23 protein-coding genes and 1 pseudogene are annotated in these 23,553 nt (G+C 63.6%); 23 read left to right on the forward strand and 1 reads right to left on the reverse strand.

From position 1 onward, the window contains the following. The first annotated feature begins 16 nt into the window (after window positions 1-16). The 17 genes and pseudogenes from ACLGL5_RS10390 to trmB all read left to right on the forward strand — a co-directional run bounded on the left by ACLGL5_RS10390 (window position 17) and on the right by trmB (window position 15,875). A complete protein-coding gene (locus ACLGL5_RS10390; RefSeq protein WP_038652007.1) occupies window positions 17-328 on the forward strand; it encodes a (2Fe-2S)-binding protein in 312 nt (103 codons plus the stop codon). After that, window positions 294-779 carry a bacterioferritin gene (bfr, locus tag ACLGL5_RS10395; RefSeq protein WP_019863056.1) on the forward strand — a complete coding sequence of 162 codons (486 nt, stop codon included), beginning with the start codon at window positions 294-296 and terminating at the stop codon, window positions 777-779. Before ACLGL5_RS10390 ends, bfr begins: the two co-directional genes overlap by 35 nt. 12 nt (window positions 780-791) lie before the next feature. Next, on the forward strand, window positions 792-2,393 hold the full coding sequence (locus ACLGL5_RS10400) for a di-heme oxidoreductase family protein (protein ID WP_069090931.1): 1,602 nt from the start codon (window positions 792-794) through the stop codon (window positions 2,391-2,393). Next, window positions 2,393-3,472 (forward strand): imelysin family protein, encoded by a 1,080-nt coding sequence (locus tag ACLGL5_RS10405; protein WP_019863058.1) that lies wholly within the window; start codon window positions 2,393-2,395, stop codon window positions 3,470-3,472. The genes ACLGL5_RS10400 and ACLGL5_RS10405 overlap by 1 nt, the downstream gene beginning before the upstream one ends. A 2-nt stretch (window positions 3,473-3,474) precedes the next feature. Continuing rightward, window positions 3,475-4,578: a DUF1513 domain-containing protein gene (locus tag ACLGL5_RS10410; RefSeq protein ID WP_069090932.1), complete on the forward strand. Its 1,104-nt coding sequence runs from the start codon at window positions 3,475-3,477 to the stop codon at window positions 4,576-4,578. Between the two features lie 96 nt (window positions 4,579-4,674). Then, window positions 4,675-5,352 (forward strand): tRNA (adenosine(37)-N6)-threonylcarbamoyltransferase complex dimerization subunit type 1 TsaB, encoded by a 678-nt coding sequence (tsaB, locus tag ACLGL5_RS10415; RefSeq protein WP_038652020.1) that lies wholly within the window; start codon window positions 4,675-4,677, stop codon window positions 5,350-5,352. Then, the gene (gene rimI, locus ACLGL5_RS10420) at window positions 5,352-5,846 is read left to right on the forward strand and encodes a ribosomal protein S18-alanine N-acetyltransferase (RefSeq protein WP_069090933.1); all 495 of its coding nucleotides are present in this window, start codon (window positions 5,352-5,354) and stop codon (window positions 5,844-5,846) included. Before tsaB ends, rimI begins: the two co-directional genes overlap by 1 nt. A gap of 130 nt (window positions 5,847-5,976) precedes the next feature. Beyond that, window positions 5,977-6,777, forward strand: coding sequence for a lyso-ornithine lipid O-acyltransferase (olsA, locus tag ACLGL5_RS10425; RefSeq protein WP_038652022.1), 801 nt, complete (start codon window positions 5,977-5,979; stop codon window positions 6,775-6,777). A gap of 75 nt (window positions 6,778-6,852) precedes the next feature. Further along, window positions 6,853-8,262, forward strand: a complete 1,410-nt coding sequence (miaB, locus tag ACLGL5_RS10430; RefSeq protein WP_038652024.1) for a tRNA (N6-isopentenyl adenosine(37)-C2)-methylthiotransferase MiaB — start codon at window positions 6,853-6,855, stop codon at window positions 8,260-8,262. Between the two features lie 83 nt (window positions 8,263-8,345). Next, window positions 8,346-9,338: a PhoH family protein gene (locus ACLGL5_RS10435; RefSeq protein ID WP_019863063.1), complete on the forward strand. Its 993-nt coding sequence runs from the start codon at window positions 8,346-8,348 to the stop codon at window positions 9,336-9,338. A 19-nt stretch (window positions 9,339-9,357) separates the two neighbouring features. Then, window positions 9,358-9,858, forward strand: a complete 501-nt coding sequence (ybeY, locus tag ACLGL5_RS10440) for an rRNA maturation RNase YbeY (protein ID WP_019863064.1) — start codon at window positions 9,358-9,360, stop codon at window positions 9,856-9,858. Between the two features lie 27 nt (window positions 9,859-9,885). Then, a complete protein-coding gene (locus ACLGL5_RS10445; protein ID WP_069090934.1) occupies window positions 9,886-10,980 on the forward strand; it encodes a hemolysin family protein in 1,095 nt (364 codons plus the stop codon). Window positions 10,981-10,993: 13 nt separating this feature from the next. After that, a pseudogene (locus ACLGL5_RS10450) lies at window positions 10,994-11,463 on the forward strand (VOC family protein). Between the two features lie 99 nt (window positions 11,464-11,562). Then, entirely contained in the window at window positions 11,563-13,155 is a 1,593-nt protein-coding gene (gene lnt, locus ACLGL5_RS10455) for an apolipoprotein N-acyltransferase (protein ID WP_069090935.1), read from the forward strand. A gap of 138 nt (window positions 13,156-13,293) precedes the next feature. Continuing rightward, window positions 13,294-13,713, forward strand: a complete 420-nt coding sequence (locus ACLGL5_RS10460) for a helix-turn-helix domain-containing protein (RefSeq protein WP_027047724.1) — start codon at window positions 13,294-13,296, stop codon at window positions 13,711-13,713. A 168-nt stretch (window positions 13,714-13,881) separates the two neighbouring features. Further along, window positions 13,882-15,147 (forward strand): methionine adenosyltransferase, encoded by a 1,266-nt coding sequence (gene metK / locus ACLGL5_RS10465; RefSeq protein ID WP_010913316.1) that lies wholly within the window; start codon window positions 13,882-13,884, stop codon window positions 15,145-15,147. A 26-nt stretch (window positions 15,148-15,173) separates the two neighbouring features. Continuing rightward, window positions 15,174-15,875 (forward strand): tRNA (guanine(46)-N(7))-methyltransferase TrmB, encoded by a 702-nt coding sequence (gene trmB / locus ACLGL5_RS10470; RefSeq protein ID WP_069090936.1) that lies wholly within the window; start codon window positions 15,174-15,176, stop codon window positions 15,873-15,875. A 23-nt stretch (window positions 15,876-15,898) separates the two neighbouring features. Here trmB and ACLGL5_RS10475 read toward each other — a convergent pair whose 3' ends face one another. Then, window positions 15,899-16,063: a hypothetical protein gene (locus ACLGL5_RS10475; protein WP_019863068.1), complete on the reverse strand. Its 165-nt coding sequence runs from the start codon at window positions 16,061-16,063 to the stop codon at window positions 15,899-15,901. Between the two features lie 286 nt (window positions 16,064-16,349). Here ACLGL5_RS10475 and rimP point away from each other — a divergent pair, with 286 nt between their 5' ends. From rimP to truB, 6 genes are all read left to right on the forward strand, one after another. Continuing rightward, the gene (gene rimP / locus ACLGL5_RS10480; protein WP_494372900.1) at window positions 16,350-16,997 is read left to right on the forward strand and encodes a ribosome maturation factor RimP; all 648 of its coding nucleotides are present in this window, start codon (window positions 16,350-16,352) and stop codon (window positions 16,995-16,997) included. Between the two features lie 49 nt (window positions 16,998-17,046). After that, on the forward strand, window positions 17,047-18,642 hold the full coding sequence (nusA, locus tag ACLGL5_RS10485; protein ID WP_010913320.1) for a transcription termination factor NusA: 1,596 nt from the start codon (window positions 17,047-17,049) through the stop codon (window positions 18,640-18,642). 38 nt (window positions 18,643-18,680) lie between these two features. Continuing rightward, window positions 18,681-19,331, forward strand: coding sequence for an RNA-binding protein (locus ACLGL5_RS10490; RefSeq protein ID WP_019863073.1), 651 nt, complete (start codon window positions 18,681-18,683; stop codon window positions 19,329-19,331). Continuing rightward, window positions 19,328-21,910, forward strand: a complete 2,583-nt coding sequence (gene infB / locus ACLGL5_RS10495) for a translation initiation factor IF-2 (protein ID WP_069090937.1) — start codon at window positions 19,328-19,330, stop codon at window positions 21,908-21,910. Before ACLGL5_RS10490 ends, infB begins: the two co-directional genes overlap by 4 nt. 174 nt (window positions 21,911-22,084) lie before the next feature. Then, on the forward strand, window positions 22,085-22,540 hold the full coding sequence (rbfA, locus tag ACLGL5_RS10500) for a 30S ribosome-binding factor RbfA (RefSeq protein WP_069090938.1): 456 nt from the start codon (window positions 22,085-22,087) through the stop codon (window positions 22,538-22,540). Next, window positions 22,540-23,517 (forward strand): tRNA pseudouridine(55) synthase TruB, encoded by a 978-nt coding sequence (gene truB / locus ACLGL5_RS10505; RefSeq protein ID WP_038652041.1) that lies wholly within the window; start codon window positions 22,540-22,542, stop codon window positions 23,515-23,517. Before rbfA ends, truB begins: the two co-directional genes overlap by 1 nt. Window positions 23,518-23,553: the final 36 nt, after the last annotated feature.

A 23,553-nucleotide genomic window follows, 5' to 3' on the forward strand; every position in this document is an offset into this window, starting at 1 on the left:
CATCCGAGCACTGTAAATGCTGATCTGCCATTGCAACATCATCACCGAGAAGGAGATCGAACAGACGATCATCGGGCTGCTGGACCTGGACCCCTGGCAACTCATCGTGCCGGCCAAGGTCTATCACGCGATGCAAAAGCGTGGCCGCTGTTGCGGCTGTTTCCCAAATGTGGTCGAAACGATCATTCGGGTTACCGAAAGTTACCACGCCCGCTCCGAGGCGAGCGGCGTCGATGTCGTTTCACACCTGGATCGCGTCAGAGGCCTGCGCGTCCAATACGGGAGCAGAACCCATGAAAGGCGAAAGTCTGATCATCGAGCGGCTTAACGAGGCTCTTTTCCTGGAGCTTGGAGCTGTCAATCAATATTGGGTGCATTTCCGTCTGCTGGAGGATTGGGGGTACACGAAGCTGGCCAAGAAGGAGCGGGCGGAATCGATTGAGGAGATGCACCACGCCGACAGGCTCATCGCCCGGATCATCTTCCTTGAAGGCCATCCGAACCTGCAGTCCGTGGCGCCGCTGCGCATCGGGCAGAACGTCAAGGAAGTGCTCGAATCCGACCTTGCCGGCGAATATGACGCGCGCACGGCCTACAAGCGTTCGCGCGAAATCTGCCATGAGGTGGGCGACTACGTGACGATGAAACTGTTTGAGGATCTGCTGGCTGACGAGGAAGGTCACATCGACTTCCTCGAGACGCAGCTCGACCTGCTCGCCTCGATCGGTGAGGAGAAATATGGCCAGCTCAACGCCGACTCGGCCAACGAGGCGGAGTAAAGGCATGCGGGAATGCGGCGCCTGCTAGAATTCCCGCGCCGCTTGCGGCGGGCCGACGGCTCGCCGTTCCGCCTGAACAGACCTGCCGGATTGGCTCGTCGACGTTGCGCCATTCTCGTGTTGGCGCTGACATCGTCCGCGCTTGCCGGTGAGCTTCAGTCGGCCGGGCTCGCCACCACGCGCAGCGACCTCAATGCCAAGGATCAGGCGCGCGTCGCCGCCGTCACCAGGCCGACCACGGATTTCTCCAAGCCCGAGCCGTTCGAACTGATGCAAGGTGGCGCCGGCACATCACGGAAGGACGTCAGCCGCGATTCCTTCTCCCAATCCTCAGCCAACATCACCTTCGAGGAAGAGGGCACTTTCAAGCTCGGCAACGCCCTCTTCCGCAAGAACTGGGTGTCGTCGCCATCTTCGACGCAGGCGTCGGACGGGCTGGGTCCGCTTTTCAACGAACGCGCCTGCCAGAACTGCCATCTGAAGGACGGCCGCGGTCGCCCGCCGCAAGGCGATACCGGCACCACCTCGATGTTCCTGCGGCTGGCGCGCGATGCCAGCAACGCCGAGGAAAAGGCAGCCCTTGCCGACCGCGAGCTGACCAATTTCCCCGACCCGGTCTATGGAACGCAATTGCAGGAGCTGGCTGTGCCCGGCTTGCGCGGCGAAGGCCGGATGCGCGTCGATTATCAGGAACGGCAGGTGACGCTGGCGGACGGCACGGCGGTTTCCCTGCGCAAGCCCAGCTATTCCGTCCCCGATCTCGCCTATGGGCCGCTTGATCCGCGCACCACGCTGTCGCCGCGTCTGACGCCGCCGATGATCGGCCTTGGCCTGATCGAGCAGATCGCACCGGCCGATATTCTTGCTCACGCCGATCCGGAAGACCGCAATAATGACGGCATCTCCGGCAAGCCGAACATTGTGCGTGACGGGCTGAGTGGCAACCTGACGCTTGGCCGTTTCGGCTGGAAAGCACAGACCGCGACGATCCGCCAGCAGGCGGCGGACGCCTTCGCCGGCGACATCGGCATCTCGACGCCGGAAGAACCAAAGCACTGGGGCGATTGCACCGCCGCTGAGGCAAAATGCCTGGCCATGCCGAATGGCGTGCAGGCCCGCCTCGGTCCGGTCGAGGCGCCGCCGCCGGTGATGGATCTCGTCACCTTCTATTCGCAGAACCTGGCCGTGCCTGCACGCCGCGACCTCGCTGCGCCTGATGTGCTCGCCGGCAAGAAGCTCTTTTACGAGATCGGCTGCGTTTCCTGCCACACGCCGAAATTCGTCACCCGCCGCGACGCGCCCAAAAAGGCGCAGGCCTTCCAGTTGATCTGGCCTTATTCTGACTTCCTGCTGCACGACATGGGGCCTGACCTGGCCGACGGCCAGGCGGTGGGCGATGCGACGGGCAGCGAATGGCGCACCCCGCCGCTGTGGGGCGTCGGCCTCACCGAAACCGTCAACGGCAATTCCTTCTTTCTGCATGATGGCCGCGCGCGCAGCCTGACCGAGGCGATCCTGTGGCATGGTGGCGAGGCGCAGAAGGCGCGCGACCGCTTTGCCTCCGCCAACGCGGCCGAGCGCGATGCGCTGGTCAAATTCCTGGAGTCACTGTGATGTTGAAGCGCTCTACACTGGTTCTCGTCCTTCCGCTGGCTCTGCTCGGTATTTTCCCCGCTTCGGCGGCGGTAAAAGCCTCCGACATCATCCAGCGGGCGATCGACGGCTTTGTCCGTCCGGCCTATGCCGGCTTGCACCAGCATGCCGAAGCGTTGACGCAAGCGATGCACAGGCTCTGCGAAGCGCCCTCGCAAGGGGAACTCGATGCGGTGCGGGCCGAATTTTCCGCCACGGTCTATGCCTGGTCGTCGGCCGAAATCATCGGCTTCGGACCGATCAAGGAGAACAACCGGCTGGAGCGCACGCTCTACTGGCCGGATCGCAAGAGCATTGGCCTCAAACAGGTGCAGGCGGCGCTGGCGGACAAGGATCCGACCGCCACCGATCCGAAACAACTGGCCGGCAAGAGCGTCGCCATGCAGGGGCTGGGCGCGCTGGAATTCGTGCTTTTCGGCGACGGTGCCGATGCGCTGGCGGGCAAGGACGATCCCTATCGCTGCGCCTATGGCGCGGCGGTTGCCGGCAATATCGAAACCATGGCCGGTGACGTCAGCGCGGCCTGGAACAAGCCGGACGGCTTTGCGGCGCTTTGGGCCAATCCGGGACCGCAGAACGCGCTCTACCGCGACGGCAACGAAGCGGTCACCGAACTGGTCGGTGTTTTCATCAACGAGCTGGAAATGATGAGGGATGTCCGCCTGAAGGGGTTCCTTGGCGGCAAGCCGGATGCCGACAAACCGAAACAGGCGATCTACTGGCGGTCGCAAAACACCGCCAATGCGCTGGCCGGGAATCTCGCCGGCGTGGACGCGCTGTTCCAGGCCTCGAAACTTGGCGATGCTCTGCCGCCCGATGCACGCTGGATGGCGGAGTCCGTCCATATCCAGCTGGTCAACGGCGTCGCCACCGCAAAATCCATTCAGGGTCCGATCGACAAGACGCTCGCCGATCCGGCGCTGCGCGAAAAACTCGAGCATTTCGCGCTGATCACCTCCAGCCTGTCGACCCTGATCGGGACCCGGCTGACCGCAGAATTCGGCCTGACGGCCGGGTTTTCCTCGCTGGATGGGGACTGAGCATGCGTACGCCGCTTATCGATCGCCGGGATTTCCTCAAGGCCGGGGGTGTCGGCTTCGTTGCCGCGATGGCGCCGTCGGCCTGGGCGAAGACGCTTGCCGCCGACGCCGTTTTCGCCACCGCTTTCGTCAAGCGCGACGGCAGTTTTGGTGCCGCCGTGCTGTCCGAGGCCGGCAAGGTGCTGCATGCGATCGACCTGCCCGATCGCGGCCATGACGTCACCTTTGATCCCGTATCGAAGCGTTCGGTGGTCTTCGCCCGCCAGCCCGGCACCTTCGCCGTCGTTTTCGATCATTCGGGCCGTGACGCGCCGCAGACCATCGCCAGCATCGCCGGCCGGCATTTCTTCGGCCATGGCGTGTTCTCGCCCGACGGCGCGCTGCTCTATGCTACCGAGAACGATTTCGACAATGCGGCCGGCGTCGTCGGCGTCTACGATGCGCGGGCGAAATTCACTCGCATCGGCGAATTCCCGACCTATGGCGTAGGCCCGCACGAACTCCTGCTCATCGGCGACGGCCGGACGATCGCGGTCGCCAATGGCGGCATCGAGACCCATCCCGATTATGGCCGTGCCGAGCTCAACATCGCCACCATGAAGCCGTCCTATGTGCTCATCGACCGCCTCACCGGTGACCTGATCGAAAAGCATGAATTGCCGGCTTCCCTGCACCAGCTGTCGATCCGCCACATGGACACCGACCCATCTGGCACCGTCTGGTTTGGCTGCCAGTACCGGGGGCCGGGTACGGATCGTCCGCTGCTGGTCGGCCGCGCCGTGCGCGGCAAGGAGTTGCGGCTTCTCGACATGCCGCGGGACGTGCTGTCCGGCTTTCGCAACTATATCGGCTCGGTTGCCGCAAATTCGGCTGCCGGCACCATTGCCGTCTCGTCGCCGGAAGGCAATTCGCTTGTCGTGATCGATGCGGCCAGCGGCCGGATCGTATCGTCCAGCGCGCTGGTCGAGGTCTGCGGCCTGGCGCCGGACGGATCGGGCTTCATGGCCACCACGGGCGCCGGCGAGATTATCGAGGGCAGCGGCGCGACACGGTCAGAGCCGGACTATGTCTGGGACAACCACGTGCTGCGCATCGAACCGGTCTGACAGCGCGCCGGCGGAACCGAAGCCGCTTAACAAATTATGCTTGCGGTGGCGCGCCCTGGCGGGCACAGGGAAGTGTTTCTCGGAACCGGTCGTTTCATGAAAGTGCTTGCCATCGACTGTGCCGCCAGCCTCTGCGCCGCCTGCGTCTACGACGCGGCGGCCGGGCGGGAGCTTGGCCGCGCGGTGCTCGATCTCGGCAAGGGCCATGCCGAGCACCTGATGGCCGTCATCGCCGAGGCGCTGAACGCCGCCGCAACCGACTATCCCGGCCTTGGCGCCATTGCCGTTTCCGTCGGCCCCGGCTCCTTCACCGGTCTGCGCGTCGGCGTGTCGACCGCGCGTGGCCTGGCACTGGCATTAAAGATTCCGGCGATCGGCGTGACGACGCTCGAAGCGCTCGCCGCCGAGGCCGCAACTGCGTTTCCCGGCCGCGTGGTGCTGGCGGCGCTCGATGCCGGCCGCGAGGAGATCCACGCAGCGTTGTATGACAAAGCGTTAGTTTTAACTTACGGTCCAGCAGTGACCACGCTGCCTGAAGCCACTGCCTTGGCGATGGACAACTCTGCTGTGCTGGCAGGTACCGCAGCGGCACAGGTCGCGGGCTTGGACGGCCGTGGTTTCGATATCGGGCCACAGACGGCGACCGCTGATATTCTCACCTACGCCCGTCTGGCCGCCGCCAAGGGCGAGGGCGAAAGGCCGAAACCACTTTACCTGCGCGGCGCGGATGCAAAGCCGCAAGCCGGATTTATTCTTTCGAGGCAACAAAATTAATGCGCATACCTTTTCTCCAACCACGCCGCCGGGACTATGCGCTCGAGCCGCTCAGGATCACCGACAGCCCCGCGGTCTCGGTGCTGCATCGTGAGGATTTTGCCCGTCCCTGGACCGATGGCGAGTTCGCCGCCCTGCTCGAACAGGACACCGTGTTCGGTTACGCCGCACGCGAGACCGGACAGGGCGGCAAGCCGCCTGTCGGCTTCGTGCTGGCCCGTCTGGCCGCTGGCGAGGGCGAGATCCTGACGGTCGCGGTGGCGCGCTCGCACCGCCGCCAGGGACTGGGCTGGCAGCTGATGGATGCGGTGCTGCGCGAACTGCACGCCCAGCGCGCCGAAGCGCTGTTCCTCGAGGTCGACGAGACCAATGTCGCCGCGATCGCCCTCTACCGTCGCTTGGGCTTCCGCGAAGTCGGCAAGCGCCCGGACTACTACAAGTCGCCCGATCGCGGACCGACCGGCGCGCTTGTCATGCGCCGCGATCTTCGCTAGCGAGACGCCGCATGGCCCCGACAATCGGTTCCGATTTTCGGAAAGGATCATGCGCCACAATTAGGGTGTTACAGCGTCCTTTGCGCATCCAAGAGGACGCGCGGCGCTGTAATGGCAGGGCCAGGACAGTATGATCGGAAAAATCAGGATTTTCCTGGCCCTGGGCCTTGTCGTCGCCGGTTCGCTGGTCCTGGTGCCTTTGCAGATCCTGTCGATGAAGACCGGCTGGTGGCCGGAAACCGTCATTCTCAAGATCTGGCACAGGCTGATCCTCAGGGCGCTCGGCATGCGCGTCCATGTCAAGGGAACGCTATCCGACAAGCGCCCCTTGCTGGTTGCCTCCAACCACATCTCCTGGACCGACATCATGGTGCTTGGGTCCTTTGCCGATGTGAAGTTCATCGCCAGGGCCGATATGGAAGGTTGGCCGCTGATCGGCATGCTGTCGAAACTGCAGCGCACTGTCTTCATCGAGCGCGAACGCAAGCGTTCTTCCGGCGACCAGGCAAGCGAGATCGCCAATCGCATGGCCAAGGGCGATGCCATGGTGCTGTTCGCGGAGGGATCGACCGGTGACGGCAATGCCGTCCTGCCGTTCAAGAGCACGCTCTTCGGCGCCGCCTCGATGGCGCTTTCGGAGGGCGCGGCCGAGCAGGTGTTCATCCAGCCCGTGGCGATCGCCTATACGCGCCTGCACGGCGTGCCGCTCGGCCGTCGCCACCGGCCGATCTCGGCCTGGATCGGCGACGAGGACCTGATGCCGCATCTCAAGGTGCTGATGGCGGAGGGCGCGCTCGACGTCGAAGTGCATTTCGGCCAGCCGGTCGCCTTTGCCAAGGGCTCGAATCGCAAGGAAACGGCCAGGCTGATGGAAAGCCAGGTGCGCGAGATGATGCAGGCGGCACTCGCCGATCCGCGCCCGAGCCGCTAGCCCGGACCCTGCGCCTGCGCATGCACACCGAGAATCGTCTGTTTTTTGTCACGGAAAGGCGTTAGAAGCCGCCGGATGGACTTGAACACGATTGAAAGCGACGACATTGGCACGGTGGCCGGACAGTCGGCAAAGCGCGCCACGGCAGCGAAAAAGGTCTTCATCAAGACCTATGGCTGCCAGATGAACGTCTATGATTCACAGCGCATGGGCGATGCGCTGGCCGCCGACGGCTACACCGCGACCGATGCCATCGACGAGGCTGATCTGGTGCTGCTCAACACCTGCCATATCAGGGAGAAGGCGGCCGAAAAGGTCTATTCCGAGCTCGGCCGCATCCGTGACATGAAGGCGGAGCGCGCCCTTGCCGGCCGCGAACTGCTAATCGGCGTCGCCGGCTGCGTGGCGCAGGCCGAGGGTGCCGAGATCATCCGGCGCTCGCCGGCCGTCGACCTGGTCATCGGACCGCAGACCTATCACCGTCTGCCCGACGTGTTGGCGCGGGTGCGCGGCGGCGAGAAGATCGTCGAGACCGACTACGCCATCGAAGACAAGTTCGACCATCTGCCGCAACCCAAGCGCGCCGAGGTCATCAAGCGCGGAGTAACCGCCTTCCTCACCGTGCAGGAAGGCTGCGACAAGTTCTGCACCTTCTGCGTCGTGCCTTATACAAGGGGCTCGGAAGTGTCGCGGCCGGTGGCGCAGATCGTCGCCGAGGCCGAGCGCCTGGCCGAGGCCGGCGTGCGCGAGGTGACGCTGCTTGGCCAGAACGTCAATGCCTGGCACGGCCAGGGCGAGAACGGCGAGGAATGGGGCCTTGGCCGCCTGCTGTTCCGGCTGGCCGAAATTCCCGGCCTGGCGCGGCTGCGCTACACCACCAGCCACCCGCGCGACATGGATGACGAACTGATATCAGCCCACCGCGACCTGCCGTCGCTGATGCCCTATCTGCATCTGCCGGTGCAATCGGGCTCCGACCGCATCCTCAAGGCGATGAACCGCAGGCATACGGCCAGGGATTATCTGGCGCTGCTCGACCGCATCCGCGCTGCCCGGCCCGATATCGCTTTGTCCGGCGATTTCATCGTCGGCTTCCCCGGCGAGACGGAGGCCGATTTCGAGGCGACGATGGAACTGGTGCGCCAGGTGAAATACGCCTCGGCCTTTTCGTTCAAATATTCGCCGCGTCCCGGCACGCCGGGCGCCGAAATGGCCGATCATGTCCCGGAAACGGTCAAGGACGAGAGACTGCAGCGCCTGCAGGCATTGCTGTTGAAGCAGCAGCAGGACTTCGGTTCGAGCCTGGTCGGCAGCACCATCGACACGCTGATCGAGAAGCCCGGCCGGCAGGCCGGCCAGAAGGTCGGCCGCTCACCTTGGCTGCAGCCGGTTATTGTTGATGAAAAGGCCGGCGAAATCGGTGACATTATCCAGGTGCGAATCACGAAGACGGGCTACAATAGCCTGTTCGCCGAATTGGCCTGATGGTCTCGGCAGATGAGGAGAGACGGTTGAGCGCAGCAGAGCTGAAGAACCTGCCCCCGGTACCGGCATCTGGGGCTTCTGACATGGCGCACATCGTTCTGACTTTCGACAACAACAAGCTTGCCAGCGCCCTTTACGGTCAGTTCGACGAGAACCTCGCCCGGCTCGAGCAGAAGCTCGGCGTCGACATCCGCTCGCGCGGCAACCAGCTGACCATCAAGGGGTCGGCTTCGGCCGCCGAACAGGCGCGCCGCGCCTTGGACAATCTCTACGGCATTCTGCAGAAGGGCGTCGATATCGGCCAGTCCGACGTTGACGGCGCCGTGCGCATGGCGGTCGCCGCCGACGATCAGCTGACGCTGCCGACGCTGGAGCGCAAGGGCAAGGTCTCCGCGGCCCAGATCGCCACCCGCAAGAAGACCATCTATGCCCGTTCGCTGAACCAGGACGCCTATATGCGGGCGCTGGAACGGTCGGAACTCGTGTTCGGCATCGGTCCGGCGGGCACCGGCAAGACCTATCTGGCGGTGGCGCACGCGGCGATGCTGCTCGAGCGCGGCATGGTCGAGCGCATCATCCTGTCGCGGCCGGCCGTCGAAGCCGGCGAACGGCTGGGCTTCCTGCCCGGCGACATGAAGGAAAAGGTCGATCCCTATCTGCGGCCGCTCTACGATGCGCTCTACGACATGATGCCGGCCGACAAGGTCGAGCGCGCTATTGCCGCCGAAGTCATTGAAATCGCGCCGCTCGCCTTCATGCGCGGCCGTACGTTGGCGCATGCCGCGGTCATCCTCGACGAGGCGCAGAACACCACGCCGATGCAGATGAAGATGTTCCTGACCCGTCTCGGCGAGAATTCGCGCATGATCGTCACCGGCGATCCGACGCAGATCGACCTTCCCCCGAGCACCAAATCGGGCCTGGTCGAAGCCTTGCGTGTCCTCGATGGCGTGGCCGGCGCGGTCACTGTGCGTTTCAACGATGTCGACGTCGTTCGCCATCCGCTGGTGGCGGAAATCGTCAGGGCCTATGACCGCGACGCCAAGCTGGCGCGCGGCCTCGGCGCCGAGAATTGATTTTTGACGATGCGGCTTCATGCCTGAGGACAATTCATCCGGCGACGGGGAGCCTCCCGTCGACATCGATATATCGGTCGAAGCGGGTGATTGGCCCGATGAGGCAAGCCTGACACGGCTAGTCGATCGGGCGGTTGGTGCTGCTTTCACCGAGACCGGTGTGATGGGCCGTTCCGAACTCAGCGTCGTTTTTTCCGACGACGCCCATATACGTATGCTCAATGCCGAATGGCGGGGTAAGGACAAACCCACCAACGTCTTGTCTTTCCCGGCTTTTCCGTTTGTGCAAGGCGGCCCACTGCCGCCGATGCTGGGCGATATCGTGCTCGCCGCCGAGACGGTTTCTCGCGAGGCGGCACTGGAAGACAAGCCAGTGCAGAACCATATCACCCATCTTGTGATCCACGGCCTGCTGCATTTGCTGGGCCATGATCACGAGACCGACGCCGAGGCCGAGGAGATGGAGGCCATCGAACGCGCAGCGCTCGCAAGGCTTGCCATTCCCGATCCCTACGCGTAACTACATCTGACAATTGACCGGACGACGATGAACGACAAACCAGAGACTGCCGCCCGCCCCGACGCCGGCAGTGCGCCCAAGGCTTCCGATACGTCGGAAGAGGGATCAAGTCCGAGTACCGTTACCACTGGTGTTGCCAACACCGGCGGCGCAGCCAGCGAGCCTTCGCCTGCCGGACCCTCCCTGTTCGATCGTGTTTTGGGCCTGTTTCGGCAGCGCAGCGGCACCAGCCTGCGCGAGGAAATCGCTGACGCTCTGGCCGAGACGGCGAGCGATGCCGAATCCTTCTCGCCTGGCGAGCGCGCCATGCTCAACAACATCCTGCGGCTGCGCGAAGTGCGCGTCGAGGATGTCATGGTGCCGCGCGCCGATATCGAGGCGGTCGAGATCACCACTACGCTCGGCGATCTCCTGGGCACCTTTGAACAATCCGGCCATTCCCGCATGCCGGTCTATTCCGAGACGCTCGACGATCCACGTGGCATGGTCCATATCCGCGACGTGCTGGCCCACATCACCAAGCTCGCGCGCGTCAAGAAGGGGCGCACGACCAGGAAGACGCCCGTCGCCACGCAGCTCGATCTCGCCCAGGTCGACCTCGCGCGCACCATCGGCGAGCTCAATCTGATCCGCCAGGTCCTGTTCGTGCCGCCCTCGATGCTTGCTTCCGACCTGATGGGCCGCATGCAGACGACGCGCACGCAGATGGCGCTGGTCATCGACGAGTATGGCGGCACGGATGGCCTTGTCTCGCTCGAGGACATTGTCGAAATGGTCGTCGGCGACATCGAGGACGAGCATGACGACGACGAGCCGATGATCACCCAGGCCGGCGACGGCGTCTTCATCGTCGACGGCAAGGCCGAGATCGACGAGGTCGCCAAGATGATCGGCGAGGATTTTGCCGCCGGCGAACATGGCGAGTACGTCGACACGATCGGCGGCATGATCTTCAACACGCTTGGCCGCGTGCCGGCGCGCGGCGAGGTGGTGCAGGCCATTCCGGGCTTCGAGTTCCATGTCCTCGATGCCGATCCGCGCCGCGTCAAGCGCGTGCGAATCGTGCAAAGCCAGAAGGGCGAGCGCCGTCGCCGCGCCACGGCCCGCACCGAACAGGCCTGAGTTTCCGCTGCCGATGACGGTTGACGACCCGTTCAAGCATTCAAGTCTGGGTTCCGGTGTCTTCTACAGGGATCCGCGTGCCGCGCTGGCGTGGCTCGAAGCGGCTTTCGGCTTCGAGCGCAGAATGGTGGTGAGCGATGCCGATGGAACCTCGTCCACGCCGAGATGCGGTTCGGCGACTGCACTATCATCGTCGATTCCGAATGGAGCGATTATGTCGCGAGCCCGGCTTCGGTCTCGGGCAAGAACACGCAGTCGGTCTATGGCAGGCTGAAGGATGGCCTGGATGCGCATTGCGAGCAGGCGCGGGCAGCCGGCGCCGACATAATCCAGGAGCCGATGGACCAATTCTACGGCGAACGCCAGTATCGGGCTCGCGATCCCGAGGGCCATGTCTGGACCTTCACCCAGCCCATCCGTTGCGTTTCCCGCGAAGAGGCCGAGCGGCTGAGCGGTCTCAGCATCGACGGCTGGCACCGGTAGAGCTGTGGCTGGGTCATTGCGGCTGATCAGCCGGCGTTTGGAGCGCGGGCCGCGGCCTGATAAATCTTGCGTCCTGATTCGCGCGACTCGGAAGTATGCATGGAGCGCCTGGCCGGCCGGATAATTCTGCTTTGGGGTTGGCGGCGTGCGCTCGTGGCCTTTCTTGCCGGGGCGCTGGCTGTGCTCGGCCAGGCGCCCTACGATTTCTTCGCCGCCTGCTTCATCTCGTTTCCGCTGCTGGTCTGGCTGCTCGACGGCGCGACCGGCGAAGCTTCAGGCAGCCTTTTCAGACGCTTGCGGCCGGCCTTCGCCGTCGGCTGGTGGTTCGGCTTCGGCTATTTCCTCGCCGGTCTCTGGTGGATCGGCTCGGCGCTGCTGGTCGAGGCCGATGAGTTTGCCTGGGCGCTTCCCTTCGCCGTGGTCGGCATTCCCTTCGCACTCGCCTTTTTCTACGGCTTCGCGACGATGGTCGCCCGGCTTCTGTGGAGCAGCGATATCGGTCGCATCGCCGCCCTTGCCTTCGGCTTCGGGCTGACGGAGTGGCTGCGCGGCTTCCTGTTCACCGGTTTTCCCTGGAATGCCATAGGCTACGCGGCAATGCCGGTGCCTCTCCTCATGCAGAGCGTGTCGGTGACCGGCATGATCGGCATGAACGTGCTTGCCGTGTTCCTCTTTTCATTACCGGCGCTGCTGGCGGCGCGCCGGCATCTGCGCCTGGGTGCGGTACTGTTCATCCTGCTTGCGTCAGCCCATGTCGGTTTCGGCTACATCAGGCTTACCGCTCCTGAAAAACCGGCGGAGCGCAGTCTCGATGTCCGCATCGTTCAGCCTTCCGTCGACCTCAGTGAAAAATGGGACGCCTCGGTGCGCGACCGCATCTTCGCCACCTTGCTCGGCCTGTCCGCCAAGGCGCCGGACCCTGGTCACGGCAAGCCGCAACTCATTCTTTGGCCGGAAACCTCGGTTCCGTTCCTCTTCACCGAGCGCCCCGACGCGTTGACGGCGCTGGGCGACATGCTGGCCGATGGCCAGATGCTGATCGCCGGCGTCGTTCGCGAGGAAGGCGGCTCGGCGGCCAGCACCGACAGCCGCTATTACAATTCCGTGGTGGCGATCAACGACAGAGGCGAGATCGTCGATGCCGTCGACAAGGTCCATCTGGTGCCGTTCGGCGAGTACCTGCCTTTTGCCGACCTGCTCAACCGTTTCGGCATCGCGCAGCTTGTCGCCGGACCGGTGACGTTCACCGCCGGCAACGAGCGCCACGCCATCACACTGCCGGGCGGCATCCGTGCCCTGCCTTTTATCTGTTACGAGGTGATCTTTCCCGATCTGGTGGCAGTTGACGCTACGTCAGCGCAGCTTATTGTGAACGTTACCAATGATGCCTGGTTCGGGGACACACCGGGACCGTATCAGCATTTCAGGCAGGCCCAGATTCGCGCGGTGGAGAACGGATTGCCCTTGCTGCGTGCTGCCAACAACGGCATCTCGGCCGTCGTCGACCCACACGGACGCATCGTCGATGCACTGGCCATCGACGCTCGCGGAGCCATCGATGTGAAGGTGCCGATTTCCGGACAGACGGTCATTTCCTCGGGCCAGCGGCGCATTAACGGAATCCTGATCATGTTGCTGTTTGCGCTCGGAGGAGCGCTATTGAGCGTAAGGCAAAGGCTACGGGTGAATTGACAGTCGACACATTAGAAACTCATACTGTATCGCCTGAAAATTTCTCGAAGTCGGTGGATCGGTCTGTTGGGGCAGTCGCCCCCGGCTTTTTTTGGGCGGGAAAAAATCACAAAGCCGAAAAAATTCGGCGAGGAAAAAATGACAGAAGAAAACAAGAAGAAACCCAATCCCATAGACATTCACGTTGGAAGCCGCATCCGGCTTCGCCGCAACATGCTCGGAATGAGCCAGGAAAAGCTGGGCGAGAATCTCGGCATCACATTTCAACAGATCCAGAAATATGAAAAGGGCACCAACCGCGTCGGCGCCAGCCGGCTACAGGCGATAGCCTCGATACTCGGCGTGCCCGTCGCCTTCTTCTTCGAGGATGCGCCGGGCCAGGAAGCGGTGGCCGGCCGCGGCTTTTCCGAGGATGCGTCGATGGCTTTCGCCGTCGAATTCTGCGGCAGTCCCGAAGGCCTTCAGCTCAACCGGGCCTTCGTCAAGATCGCCGACGTCAAGGTGCGCCGCAGGATCATCGACCTGGTGAAGTCACTCGCCGCCGACGATCTCGACTGACCCTCGATACGCCTCGAACCGGCGGCATTCGCCGCCGGTGGCACAAGATATCGACATCGACAGTCGTGCCAGAATGGCGGCAACGCTTGACGAGCGGCGCTTTGCCCCGCTAACACGTGGCGCGCCAAAATCGGCAGCCTGCCGATCGTTTTTCAAGAGGGGACACCCGTGACGCGGCAGAACTACTTCTTTACCTCGGAATCCGTTGCCGAGGGCCATCCCGACAAAGTCTGCGACCGGATCTCCGACGAGATTGTCGATCTGGTCTACCGTGAGGCCAAGAAGACCGGCATGGACCCATGGAAGGTCCGTGTCGCCTGCGAGACGCTCGCCACCACCAACCGCGTCGTCATCGCCGGCGAAGTGCGCGTCCCCGAGACGCTGCTGAAAAAGGACAAGGCTGGCAACATCCTCAAGGACGCCGCGGGCCACCCGGTGGTGAATCCGGCAAAATTCAAATCAGTCGCCCGCAAGGCGATCCGCGAGATCGGCTACGAGCAGGCCGGCTTCCACTGGAAGACGGCCAAGATCGAGGTTCTCCTGCATGGCCAGTCGCCAGACATCGGCCAGGGCGTCGACAACGCCGCCGACCGCCAGGGCGAGGAAGGTGCGGGCGATCAGGGCATCATGTTCGGCTATGCCTGCCGCGAGACGCCGGACCTGATGCCGGCGCCGATCTACTACAGCCACAAGATCCTCGAACTGCTGGCCGCCGCCCGCCACCAAAACAACGGCGAGGCCGGCAAGCTCGGCCCGGACGCCAAGAGTCAGGTCACCGTCCGCTACGTCGACGGCAAGGCCGCCGAGGCAACCCAGATCGTGCTGTCGACCCAGCATCTCGACGCGACATGGGACTCCAAGAAGGTCCGCAAGGTTGTCGAACCCTACATCCGCGAGGCGCTTGGTGATCTCAAGATCGCCGACGATTGCATGTGGTATATCAATCCGACCGGCAAGTTCGTCATCGGCGGCCCGGACGGTGACGCTGGCCTCACCGGCCGCAAGATCATCGTCGACACTTATGGCGGCGCGGCACCACATGGCGGCGGCGCCTTCTCGGGCAAGGACACCACCAAGGTCGACCGGTCGGCAGCCTATGCGGCGCGCTATCTGGCCAAGAATGTCGTGGCGGCGAAGCTTGCCGACCGTTGCACCATCCAGCTTTCCTACGCCATCGGCGTCGCCCAGCCTCTGTCGGTCTATGTCGACCTGCACGGCACCGGCAAGGTCGACGAGGCAAAGCTCGAGGACGCGCTGCGCACCGTGATGGACCTGTCGCCGTCGGGCATCCGCCGTCACCTCGACCTTAACAAGCCGATCTATGCCAAGACGTCGTCCTACGGCCATTTCGGCCGCAAGGCCGGCCGCGACGGATCTTTTTCCTGGGAAAAGACCGATCTCGCCAAGGCGCTCAAGGATGCTGTCGCGGCCTGAAGCTGCGACAGACCCAGCACCGCCAGATGAGCCCGCAAGACAGGCCAAGCCGTACGACCGAAGCCTTTTTCGGTCGTCGACGCGGCAAGCCCGTCCGTCCGCAGCAGGCGGCGGCCCTGGAAAGCGGGCTTGATGCCTATCGGCTCGATCTGACGGCTGATGCGCCGTCGGATCTGCGCACTCTGTTTGAAACTGAAGTTTCGGCCGTCCGGCTCGAGATCGGCTTTGGCGGCGGCGAGCATCTTCTGCACCGCGCCATCGAGGCGCCGACAACGGGCTTCATCGGCGTCGAGCCCTTCGTCAACGGCATGGCCAAGATGATGATGGCGGTGCGGGCAAGGCCGCTGGCCAATTTGCGGGTCCATGACGATGACGCCACCCGGCTGCTCGACTGGCTGCCGCCGGCCTCGCTCGACGGCATCGATCTTCTCTATCCCGATCCATGGCCGAAGAAGAAGCACTGGAAGCGGCGTTTCGTCAGTCCGGTCAATCTCGAGCGTTTCGCGCGCGTCTTGAAACCGGGCTCAAAATTCCGCTTCGCGTCCGATATCGATACCTATGTAAACTGGACCTTGCTGCATTGCCGGGCGCATGGCGCCTTCGCATGGCAGGCGGCCGAAGCCGCCGACTGGCATCGTCCCTATGAGGGCTGGCCTGGCACGCGTTACGAGGCGAAGGCCGTTCGCGAAGGCCGGCGGCCTGCCTATCTGACCTTTGTCAGGAAATAGGCGCGCGCCCCCTCGCCAGATTTTCAGAAACGGCCGATTCTGTTGAAGATGGCCGGATCCATGCCGAGCTTGCGCAAGTCGTCGGCGCGCGGCTTGCGGCCGGCTTCCACGGCGCGCGACGCGGCAACCGCGCCGCCAAATGCGGTGAAGAGGTCGCCCAGGGCGGAAAATAGTCTGCGATTGCTCATGATCTTGTCCTTTCGCGCGCCACCGCGCGCCGCTTCTGTTCGTGTCGTGGCTAATAAATAAGAGCGCCCCTCCGGATGTCACAGGGGGATTGGCGCATGGTGGCCATGCGCCTGGAGCAATGCTGACGCTGTCGACCCTTTTGCCGGTTCGGCACGGCGGGCTTGAAACACCGGCCATGTTCGTTTATATCAGCGTCAAATTCTTGGTCGGTATGACGAAGAGTGGGTCCACCCGGTCCCGCTCTTTTTTATTACCTGCCGATAGGTTCGAAACGACAGGTACTTGATGACTGCAACGGCAAGCGAAGGTGACGACCGCATCATCCGCGAAAGCGGCATTGATGCGCGCATTGCGCTGATCGTCCAGCCGGTGCTGCGCGGCATCGGCTTTCGCCTCGTGCGGGTGCATCTGTCCGGCCAGAACGGGCTGACGCTGCAGATCATGGCCGAACGCGAGGACGGCACCATGACCGTCGAGGATTGCGAAGAGGTCAGCCGCGCGGTGTCACCGGCGCTCGATGTCGATGATCCGATCGAAAAGGCCTATCATCTCGAAGTCTCTTCGCCCGGCATCGACCGGCCGTTGGTGCGCAAATCGGATTTCGTGACCTGGACCGGTCATCTGGTAAAGATGGAAACATCGGTCATCGTCGCGGATCGCAAGCAATTCAAGGGCAAGATCGCCGAGGCCGGTGAGAACGACGTGCTGATCGAGCGCGACAAGGCGGCCTATGGCGAGGAACCGACAGTGCGCGTGCCTTACGACGCCATTGCCGAAACCCGGCTGATCCTGACCGACGACCTCATTCGCGATGCGTTGTCGAAGGACAACAGGGCGCGCAAGGAAGCCAAGAAACGCCGCGGCGAACCGGATGACGACGTGCCCGAGGGTGCTGAGACGGACGCCACGGAAGAACACGAACAGGAAAGTTGATTGAGCTGCCGGCCCCAAAGGTCCGGCAAACAGGCTCGGGAGAAAAAACATGGTAGTAAGCGCCAACAGACTTGAACTGCTGCAGATTGCCGATGCGGTCGCGCGTGAAAAGTCGATCGACAAGTCGATCGTCATCGCCGCCATGGCCGATGCGATCCAGAAGGCGGCGCGTTCGCGTTACGGCCAGGAGACCAACATCCGCGCCGACATCAACCCGAACACCGGCGAGATGAAGCTGCAGCGGCTGATGGAAGTGGTCGAAAAGGTCGACGACTACGCCACCCAGATCGCCATTTCCTCGGCTCGCGAGCGCAATCCCGACGCGCAGCTCGGCGACTTCATCGCCGAACAGCTGCCGCCAATGGATTTCGGCCGCATCGCCGCGCAGTCGGCCAAGCAGGTCATCGTCCAGAAAGTGCGCGAGGCCGAGCGCGACCGCCAGTATGACGAATACAAGGACCGCATCGGCGAGATCGTCAACGGCACCGTCAAGCGTGTCGAATATGGCAATGTCATCGTCGATCTCGGCCGTGGCGAGGCGATCATCCGCCGCGATGAGCTGATTCCGCGCGAAAACTACAAATATGGCGACCGCGTCCGCGCCTATGTCTACGACGTGCGCCGCGAGCAGCGCGGCCCGCAGATCTTCCTGTCGCGTACGCATCCGCAGTTCATGGCCAAGCTGTTCACCATGGAAGTGCCGGAAATCTATGACGGCATCATCGAGATCAAGTCGGTCGCCCGTGACCCGGGCTCGCGCGCCAAGATCGCCGTCATCTCGCGTGACAGTTCGATCGATCCGGTCGGCGCCTGCGTCGGTATGCGCGGCAGCCGCGTCCAGGCCGTCGTCGGCGAATTGCAGGGCGAGAAGATCGACATCATTCCGTGGTCGCCCTCGGCCGCCTCCTTCATCGTCAACGCGCTGCAGCCGGCGGAAGTCGCCAAGGTCGTGCTCGACGAGGACGCCGAGCGCATCGAGGTGGTGGTTCCCGACGATCAGCTGTCGCTGGCCATCGGCCGTCGCGGCCAGAACGTGCGTCTCGCCTCGCAGCTCACCGGCTGGGATATCGACATCCTGACGGAAGCCGAGGAATCCGAGCGCCGCCAGAAGGAATTCGTCGAGCGCTCGGCGCTGTTCATGGAAGCCCTCGATGTCGACGAGATGGTCGGCCAGGTGCTGGCCTCCGAAGGCTTCACCAGCGTCGAGGAAGTCGCCTATGTCGACGCCGGCGAAATCGCCTCGATCGACGGCTTCGACGACGACACCGCTTCCGAAATCCAGACCCGTGCCCGCGAGTACCTCGAAAAGATCGAGGCCGAGCATGACGAGAAGCGCAAGGCGCTGGGCGTCAAGGACGAACTGCGCGAAATTCCCGGCATCACCACCGCCATGATGGTGACGCTCGGCGAGGATGGCGTGAAGACGATCGAGGATTTCGCCGGCTATGCCGCCGACGACCTGACCGGTTGGAAGGAACGCAAGGACGGCGAGACCAAGGTCTATCCGGGCGTGCTGGCCAATCACGGTGTTTCGCGCGCCGATGCCGAACAGATGGTGCTCAATGCCCGTCTCAAGGCCGGCTGGATTTCCGAAGACGAGCTTGCGGCCGAAGAAGCATCGGCTGACGAAGCCGTTGGTGCGTGAGGTGAAACCGCATCGCACACAACCCGCCCTTGGACGAGATGAACGATCGCACCTGCATCGTTACCCGCAAGCAGGCCGAACCGGATGAACTGATCCGGTTCGTCGTCGGTCCGGATTCGGCCGTCGTTCCCGATCTCAAGAGAAATCTGCCCGGCCGCGGTTGCTGGGTGAGCGCCGACCGCCTACATATCGAGAAGGCGGCGGCCAAGAACCTTTTTGCCCGCGCCTTCAAGGCACAGGTGGTTGTGCCGCCGGATCTTGGCGGCATGGTCGATGGGCTGCTTTCCAGATCCGCTCTGGGCATGCTGGGTCTCGCCCGCAAGGCAGGCGCGATTTCTCTTGGCGCCACCAAGGTTGAGAGTGCCGTGCGCGGCGGGCTGGCGCTTTTCGTGCTCCACGCGACCGAAGCATCGGACGATGGCGTACGCAAGATCAGCCAGGCGCGGCGGGCGACCGTCCATATTGGCGGCCCTTCCATACTTGCCTACAAACTTTTCTCCGAGGCCGAGTTGAGCTTGGCATTGGGGGGTACAAATGTGATACATGCTGCCGTTCTCGCGGGAGACGCGGGTAAGGCGGTCCAGAAGCGCATGGTTGCGCTCGACCGGTATCGGGGCGGTACCCCGGACGATCTGGCAATGCTTGCGGCCGTTGCTGACGAAGATGAGGCCGCAGAGGATATGGAATGAGCGATACGAAATCGGGCGACGACAAGACGTTGAGTGTTACACCTAAGAAGACCTTGACGCTGAAGCGCCCCGGCATGGAACAGGGCACCGTGCGCCAGAACTTCTCGCATGGCCGTACCAAGTCGGTCGTGGTCGAGACCAAGAAGCGCAAATTCTCCCTGCCCGGCGACAAGCCGGAGCCGGTTGCCGCTGCCCCTGTGCCCGTCTTCACGCCGAAGCCGCCCGTCGCCGCGGCCGCTGTCGTGCAGGAAGCGCCGAAGGCTGCGCCTCCGCCTCCCCCGCCGGCTCCGGTCGAGCGCAGCGGCATGGTGCTGAACGAACTGTCGCGCAGCGAAATGGAAGCCCGCCGCAGAGCGCTGGAAGGGTCCAAGGTCCGCGAGGTCGAAGACCGTCAGCGCGCCGCCGAGGAAGCCAAGCGCCGGGCCGAGGACGAAGAGCGCCGCAAGCGCGAGCGCGAGGAATCCGCGCGCCGCCAGGCCGAGGAAGAGGCACGGCTGCAGGCCGAGGCCGAATCGCGCCGCCGCGCCGAGGAAGAGGCCCGCCGCCGCGCGCCGCTGGCCGCGGAGCTGGCAACGGCCGACGAAGAGGAAGAGGTCAAGCCGAAGCGGGCTGGCGTCGGCGCCCCGGTGCGTCGCCTGGTCACGCCCGAAGTGGCGCGTCCGGCCAAGCCGACCAAGGGCGAGGAAGACCGTCGCCGTGGCAAGCTGACTCTGAATTCCGCGCTTTCCGATGAGGATGCGCGGGCCCGTTCGCTGTCGTCGATGCGTCGCCGCCAGGAGAAGTTCAAGCGCGCGATGCACAATGAGCCGCGCGAGAAAGTCATGCGCGAAGTGATCCTGCCCGAGACCATCACCATCCAGGAACTGGCGCAGCGCATGTCCGAACGTGCGGTCGATGTCGTCAAGTTCTTCATGAAGCAGGGCCAGATCCTGAAGCCGGGCGACGTCATCGACGCCGACACGGCCGAGTTGGTCGCCACCGAATTCGGCCACACGGTCCGCCGCGTTGCCGAATCCGACATCGAGGAAGGCCTGTTCAACATCGCCGACAACGCCGAGGATCTGGTGCCGCGTCCGCCGGTCGTGACCATCATGGGCCACGTCGACCACGGCAAGACCTCGCTGCTCGATGCCATCCGCAACGCCAATGTCGTCTCCGGCGAGGCCGGCGGCATCACCCAGCATATCGGGGCCTATCAGGTCGAGAAGAACGGTCAGAAGATCACCTTCATCGATACGCCCGGCCACGCCGCCTTCACGGCGATGCGTGCTCGCGGCGCCCAGGCCACCGACATCGCTATCCTGGTGGTGGCGGCCGACGACAGCGTGATGCCGCAGACGATCGAATCGATCAGTCATGCCAAGGCGGCCGGCGTTCCGATCATCGTGGCCATCAACAAGATCGATAAGCATGACGCCGATCCGCAGAAGGTGCGCTCCGAACTGCTGCGCCATGAGGTCTTCGTCGAATCGATGGGCGGTGAAGTGCTTGACGTCGAAGTGTCGGCGACCAAGGGCACCAATCTCGACAAGCTGCTCGAGGCGATCCTGCTGCAAGCCGAAATCCTCGACCTGAAGGCCAATCCGGACCGTACCGCCGAGGGTGTCGTCATCGAAGCGCAGCTCGACAAGGGCCGTGGCCCCGTCGCCACCGTGCTGGTGCAGACCGGCACCTTGATGCCGGGCGACATCCTCGTCGCCGGCAACGAATGGGGCCGCGTACGCGCTTTGGTCAACGATCGCGGCGAGCAGATCAAGGAAGCGCCGCCGGCGATGCCGGTCGAGGTGCTCGGCCTTCAGGGTACTCCGTTGGCCGGCGACCGCTTCGCCGTGGTCAACAATGAGGCCCGCGCCCGCGAGATCACCGAGTATCGCCAGCGCCTGGCGCGTGAGAAGGCGGTGGCCAAGCATGCCGGCCAGCGCGGCTCGCTCGAACAGATGATGTCGCAGTTGCAGACGAGCGGGTTGAAGGAATTCCCGTTGGTCATCAAGGGCGACGTGCAGGGCTCGATCGAGGCGATCAACGCCGCGTTGGACAAGCTCGGCACCGACGAGGTGCGTGCGCGCATCGTCCATGCCGGAGCCGGCGCCATCACCGAAAGCGACGTCTCGCTGGCGGAAACGTCTGGTGCGGCAATCATCGGCTTCAACGTCCGTGCCAACGTACAGGCACGTGCCGCGGCAGCCGCCGCGGGCATCGAAATCCGCTACTACTCGATCATCTACAACCTCGTGGATGATGTGAAAGCGGCTTTGTCGGGCCTGCTGTCGCCGGAGCGTCGCGAGACCTTCATCGGCAATGCCGAGATCCTCGAGATCTTCGACATCACCAAGGTCGGCAAGATCGCCGGCTGCCGTGTCACCGAAGGCAAGGTCGAGCGTGGCGCGGGCGTGCGCCTGATCCGCGACAACGTCGTCATCCACGAAGGCACGCTGAAGACGCTCAAGCGCTTCAAGGACGAGGTTTCGGAAGTCCCCGGCGGCCAGGAGTGCGGCATGGCCTTCCAGAACTACGAGGACATGCGCGTCGGCGACGTCATCGAGTGCTTCCGCGTCGAGATGGTGACCCGGACGCTCTGAGTTCGCGTGACTTGTCCATGCCGGGCGGTGGTCGAAAGACCGCCGCCCGGAGTTTATTGTGAAATTGCGCATCGTGCTTTTCGAAACCGAATTCGATTTCGGGCTGATGCGTTGACATGTGAGACATGCGGCACGGTCCCATCCCGTGCCTCACGCTTTCAGGATTGAGAAAAAATGCCCCGTCCAACCACATCCAGCCCGTCCCAGCGTATGCTGCGCGTTGCCGAACAGGTGCGCCACGCGCTCTCCGAAACGTTGCAGCGCGGCGAGATCATCGATCCGCTGATCGAAAATACCGTTGTGTCGGTCTCGGAAGTGCGCATGTCGCCTGACCTGAGGGTTGCCACCGCCTTCGTTTCGCCGCTTGGCGCCAAGGACACCGACGCTGTTGTCGAGGCGTTGAACAAGCATGCGAAATTCGTCCGTGGCCGTGTCTCCGGCGCTCTGCGGCAGATGAAGTTCATGCCGGAGTTCCGCTTCAAGCTCGACACTTCCTTCGACAATTTCGCCAGGATCAATGATCTGCTGAAGTCGCCTGAAGTGGCACGCGATCTCGATGCGGACGACGACAAGACCAAAGACGACAGGGCCAAAGACGACAGGGCTAAAGACGACAGGGACAGCGAATAATGGGGCGCCGCGGCAAGAAGAAGGGCCGGCCGGTCTCCGGCTGGGTGGTGCTGGACAAGCCGGTAGGCATGGGCTCGACCGAGGCCGTGTCGAAGATCAAATGGCTGTTCCAGGCGGAAAAGGCCGGCCATGCCGGCACGCTCGATCCGCTGGCTTCCGGCATGCTGCCGATCGCGCTCGGTGAGGCCACCAAGACCGTTCCCTACGTGCAGGACGGCGCCAAGATTTACCGCTTCACCGTCGCCTGGGGGCAGGAGCGCTCGACCGATGATCTTGAAGGGCCGGTGACGAAGAGTTCAGACCTCCGTCCGGCGGAAGTAGAGGTCAAGGCGCTGCTGCCGAAATACACCGGCGTCATCATGCAGACGCCGCCGCAATTCTCGGCCATCAAGATCGCAGGCGAACGCGCCTACGACCTCGCCCGCGAAGGCGAGACTGTCGACATCCCCGCGCGCGAGATCGAGATCGGCCGCCTCGACGTCATCGAACACCACGCGGACCACACCGTTTTCGAGGTCGAATGCGGCAAGGGCACCTATGTGCGCTCGCTGGCCCGTGACATGGGCCGCGACCTTGGCTGCTTCGGCCATATCAGCGATTTGCGCCGAGTCGAGGTCGAGCCGTTCACATCCGAGGATTTCGTCACCATCGCCGAACTGGAAGCGGCCCGTTTCGGTGCGCAAGGCGAGGACAAGCCGGAGCCTGCCGACGACGCCGATGCGATTGACGTGCCGGTAGACTTCAGCGCGATCGACGCGCTTCTGGTCGACACGTCGGCGGCTCTCGACTGCCTGCCGCAGATCGCCATCAGCGACGATGCGGCGACCAAGATCCGCCTCGGCAATCCGGTCATCATTCGCGGCCGCGATGCGCCTGTCGAGGCCGAGGAAGCCTGTGCGACGGCTCGCGGCAAGCTGGTGGCCATCGGCGCGATCGAACAAGGCATGTTCAAGCCCAAGCGGGTCTTTGCCGGGTGACGGCTCTCGTCTAACTTCACGTCGATTCTACGATCG

The organism is Mesorhizobium sp. U510, from assembly GCF_059180695.1.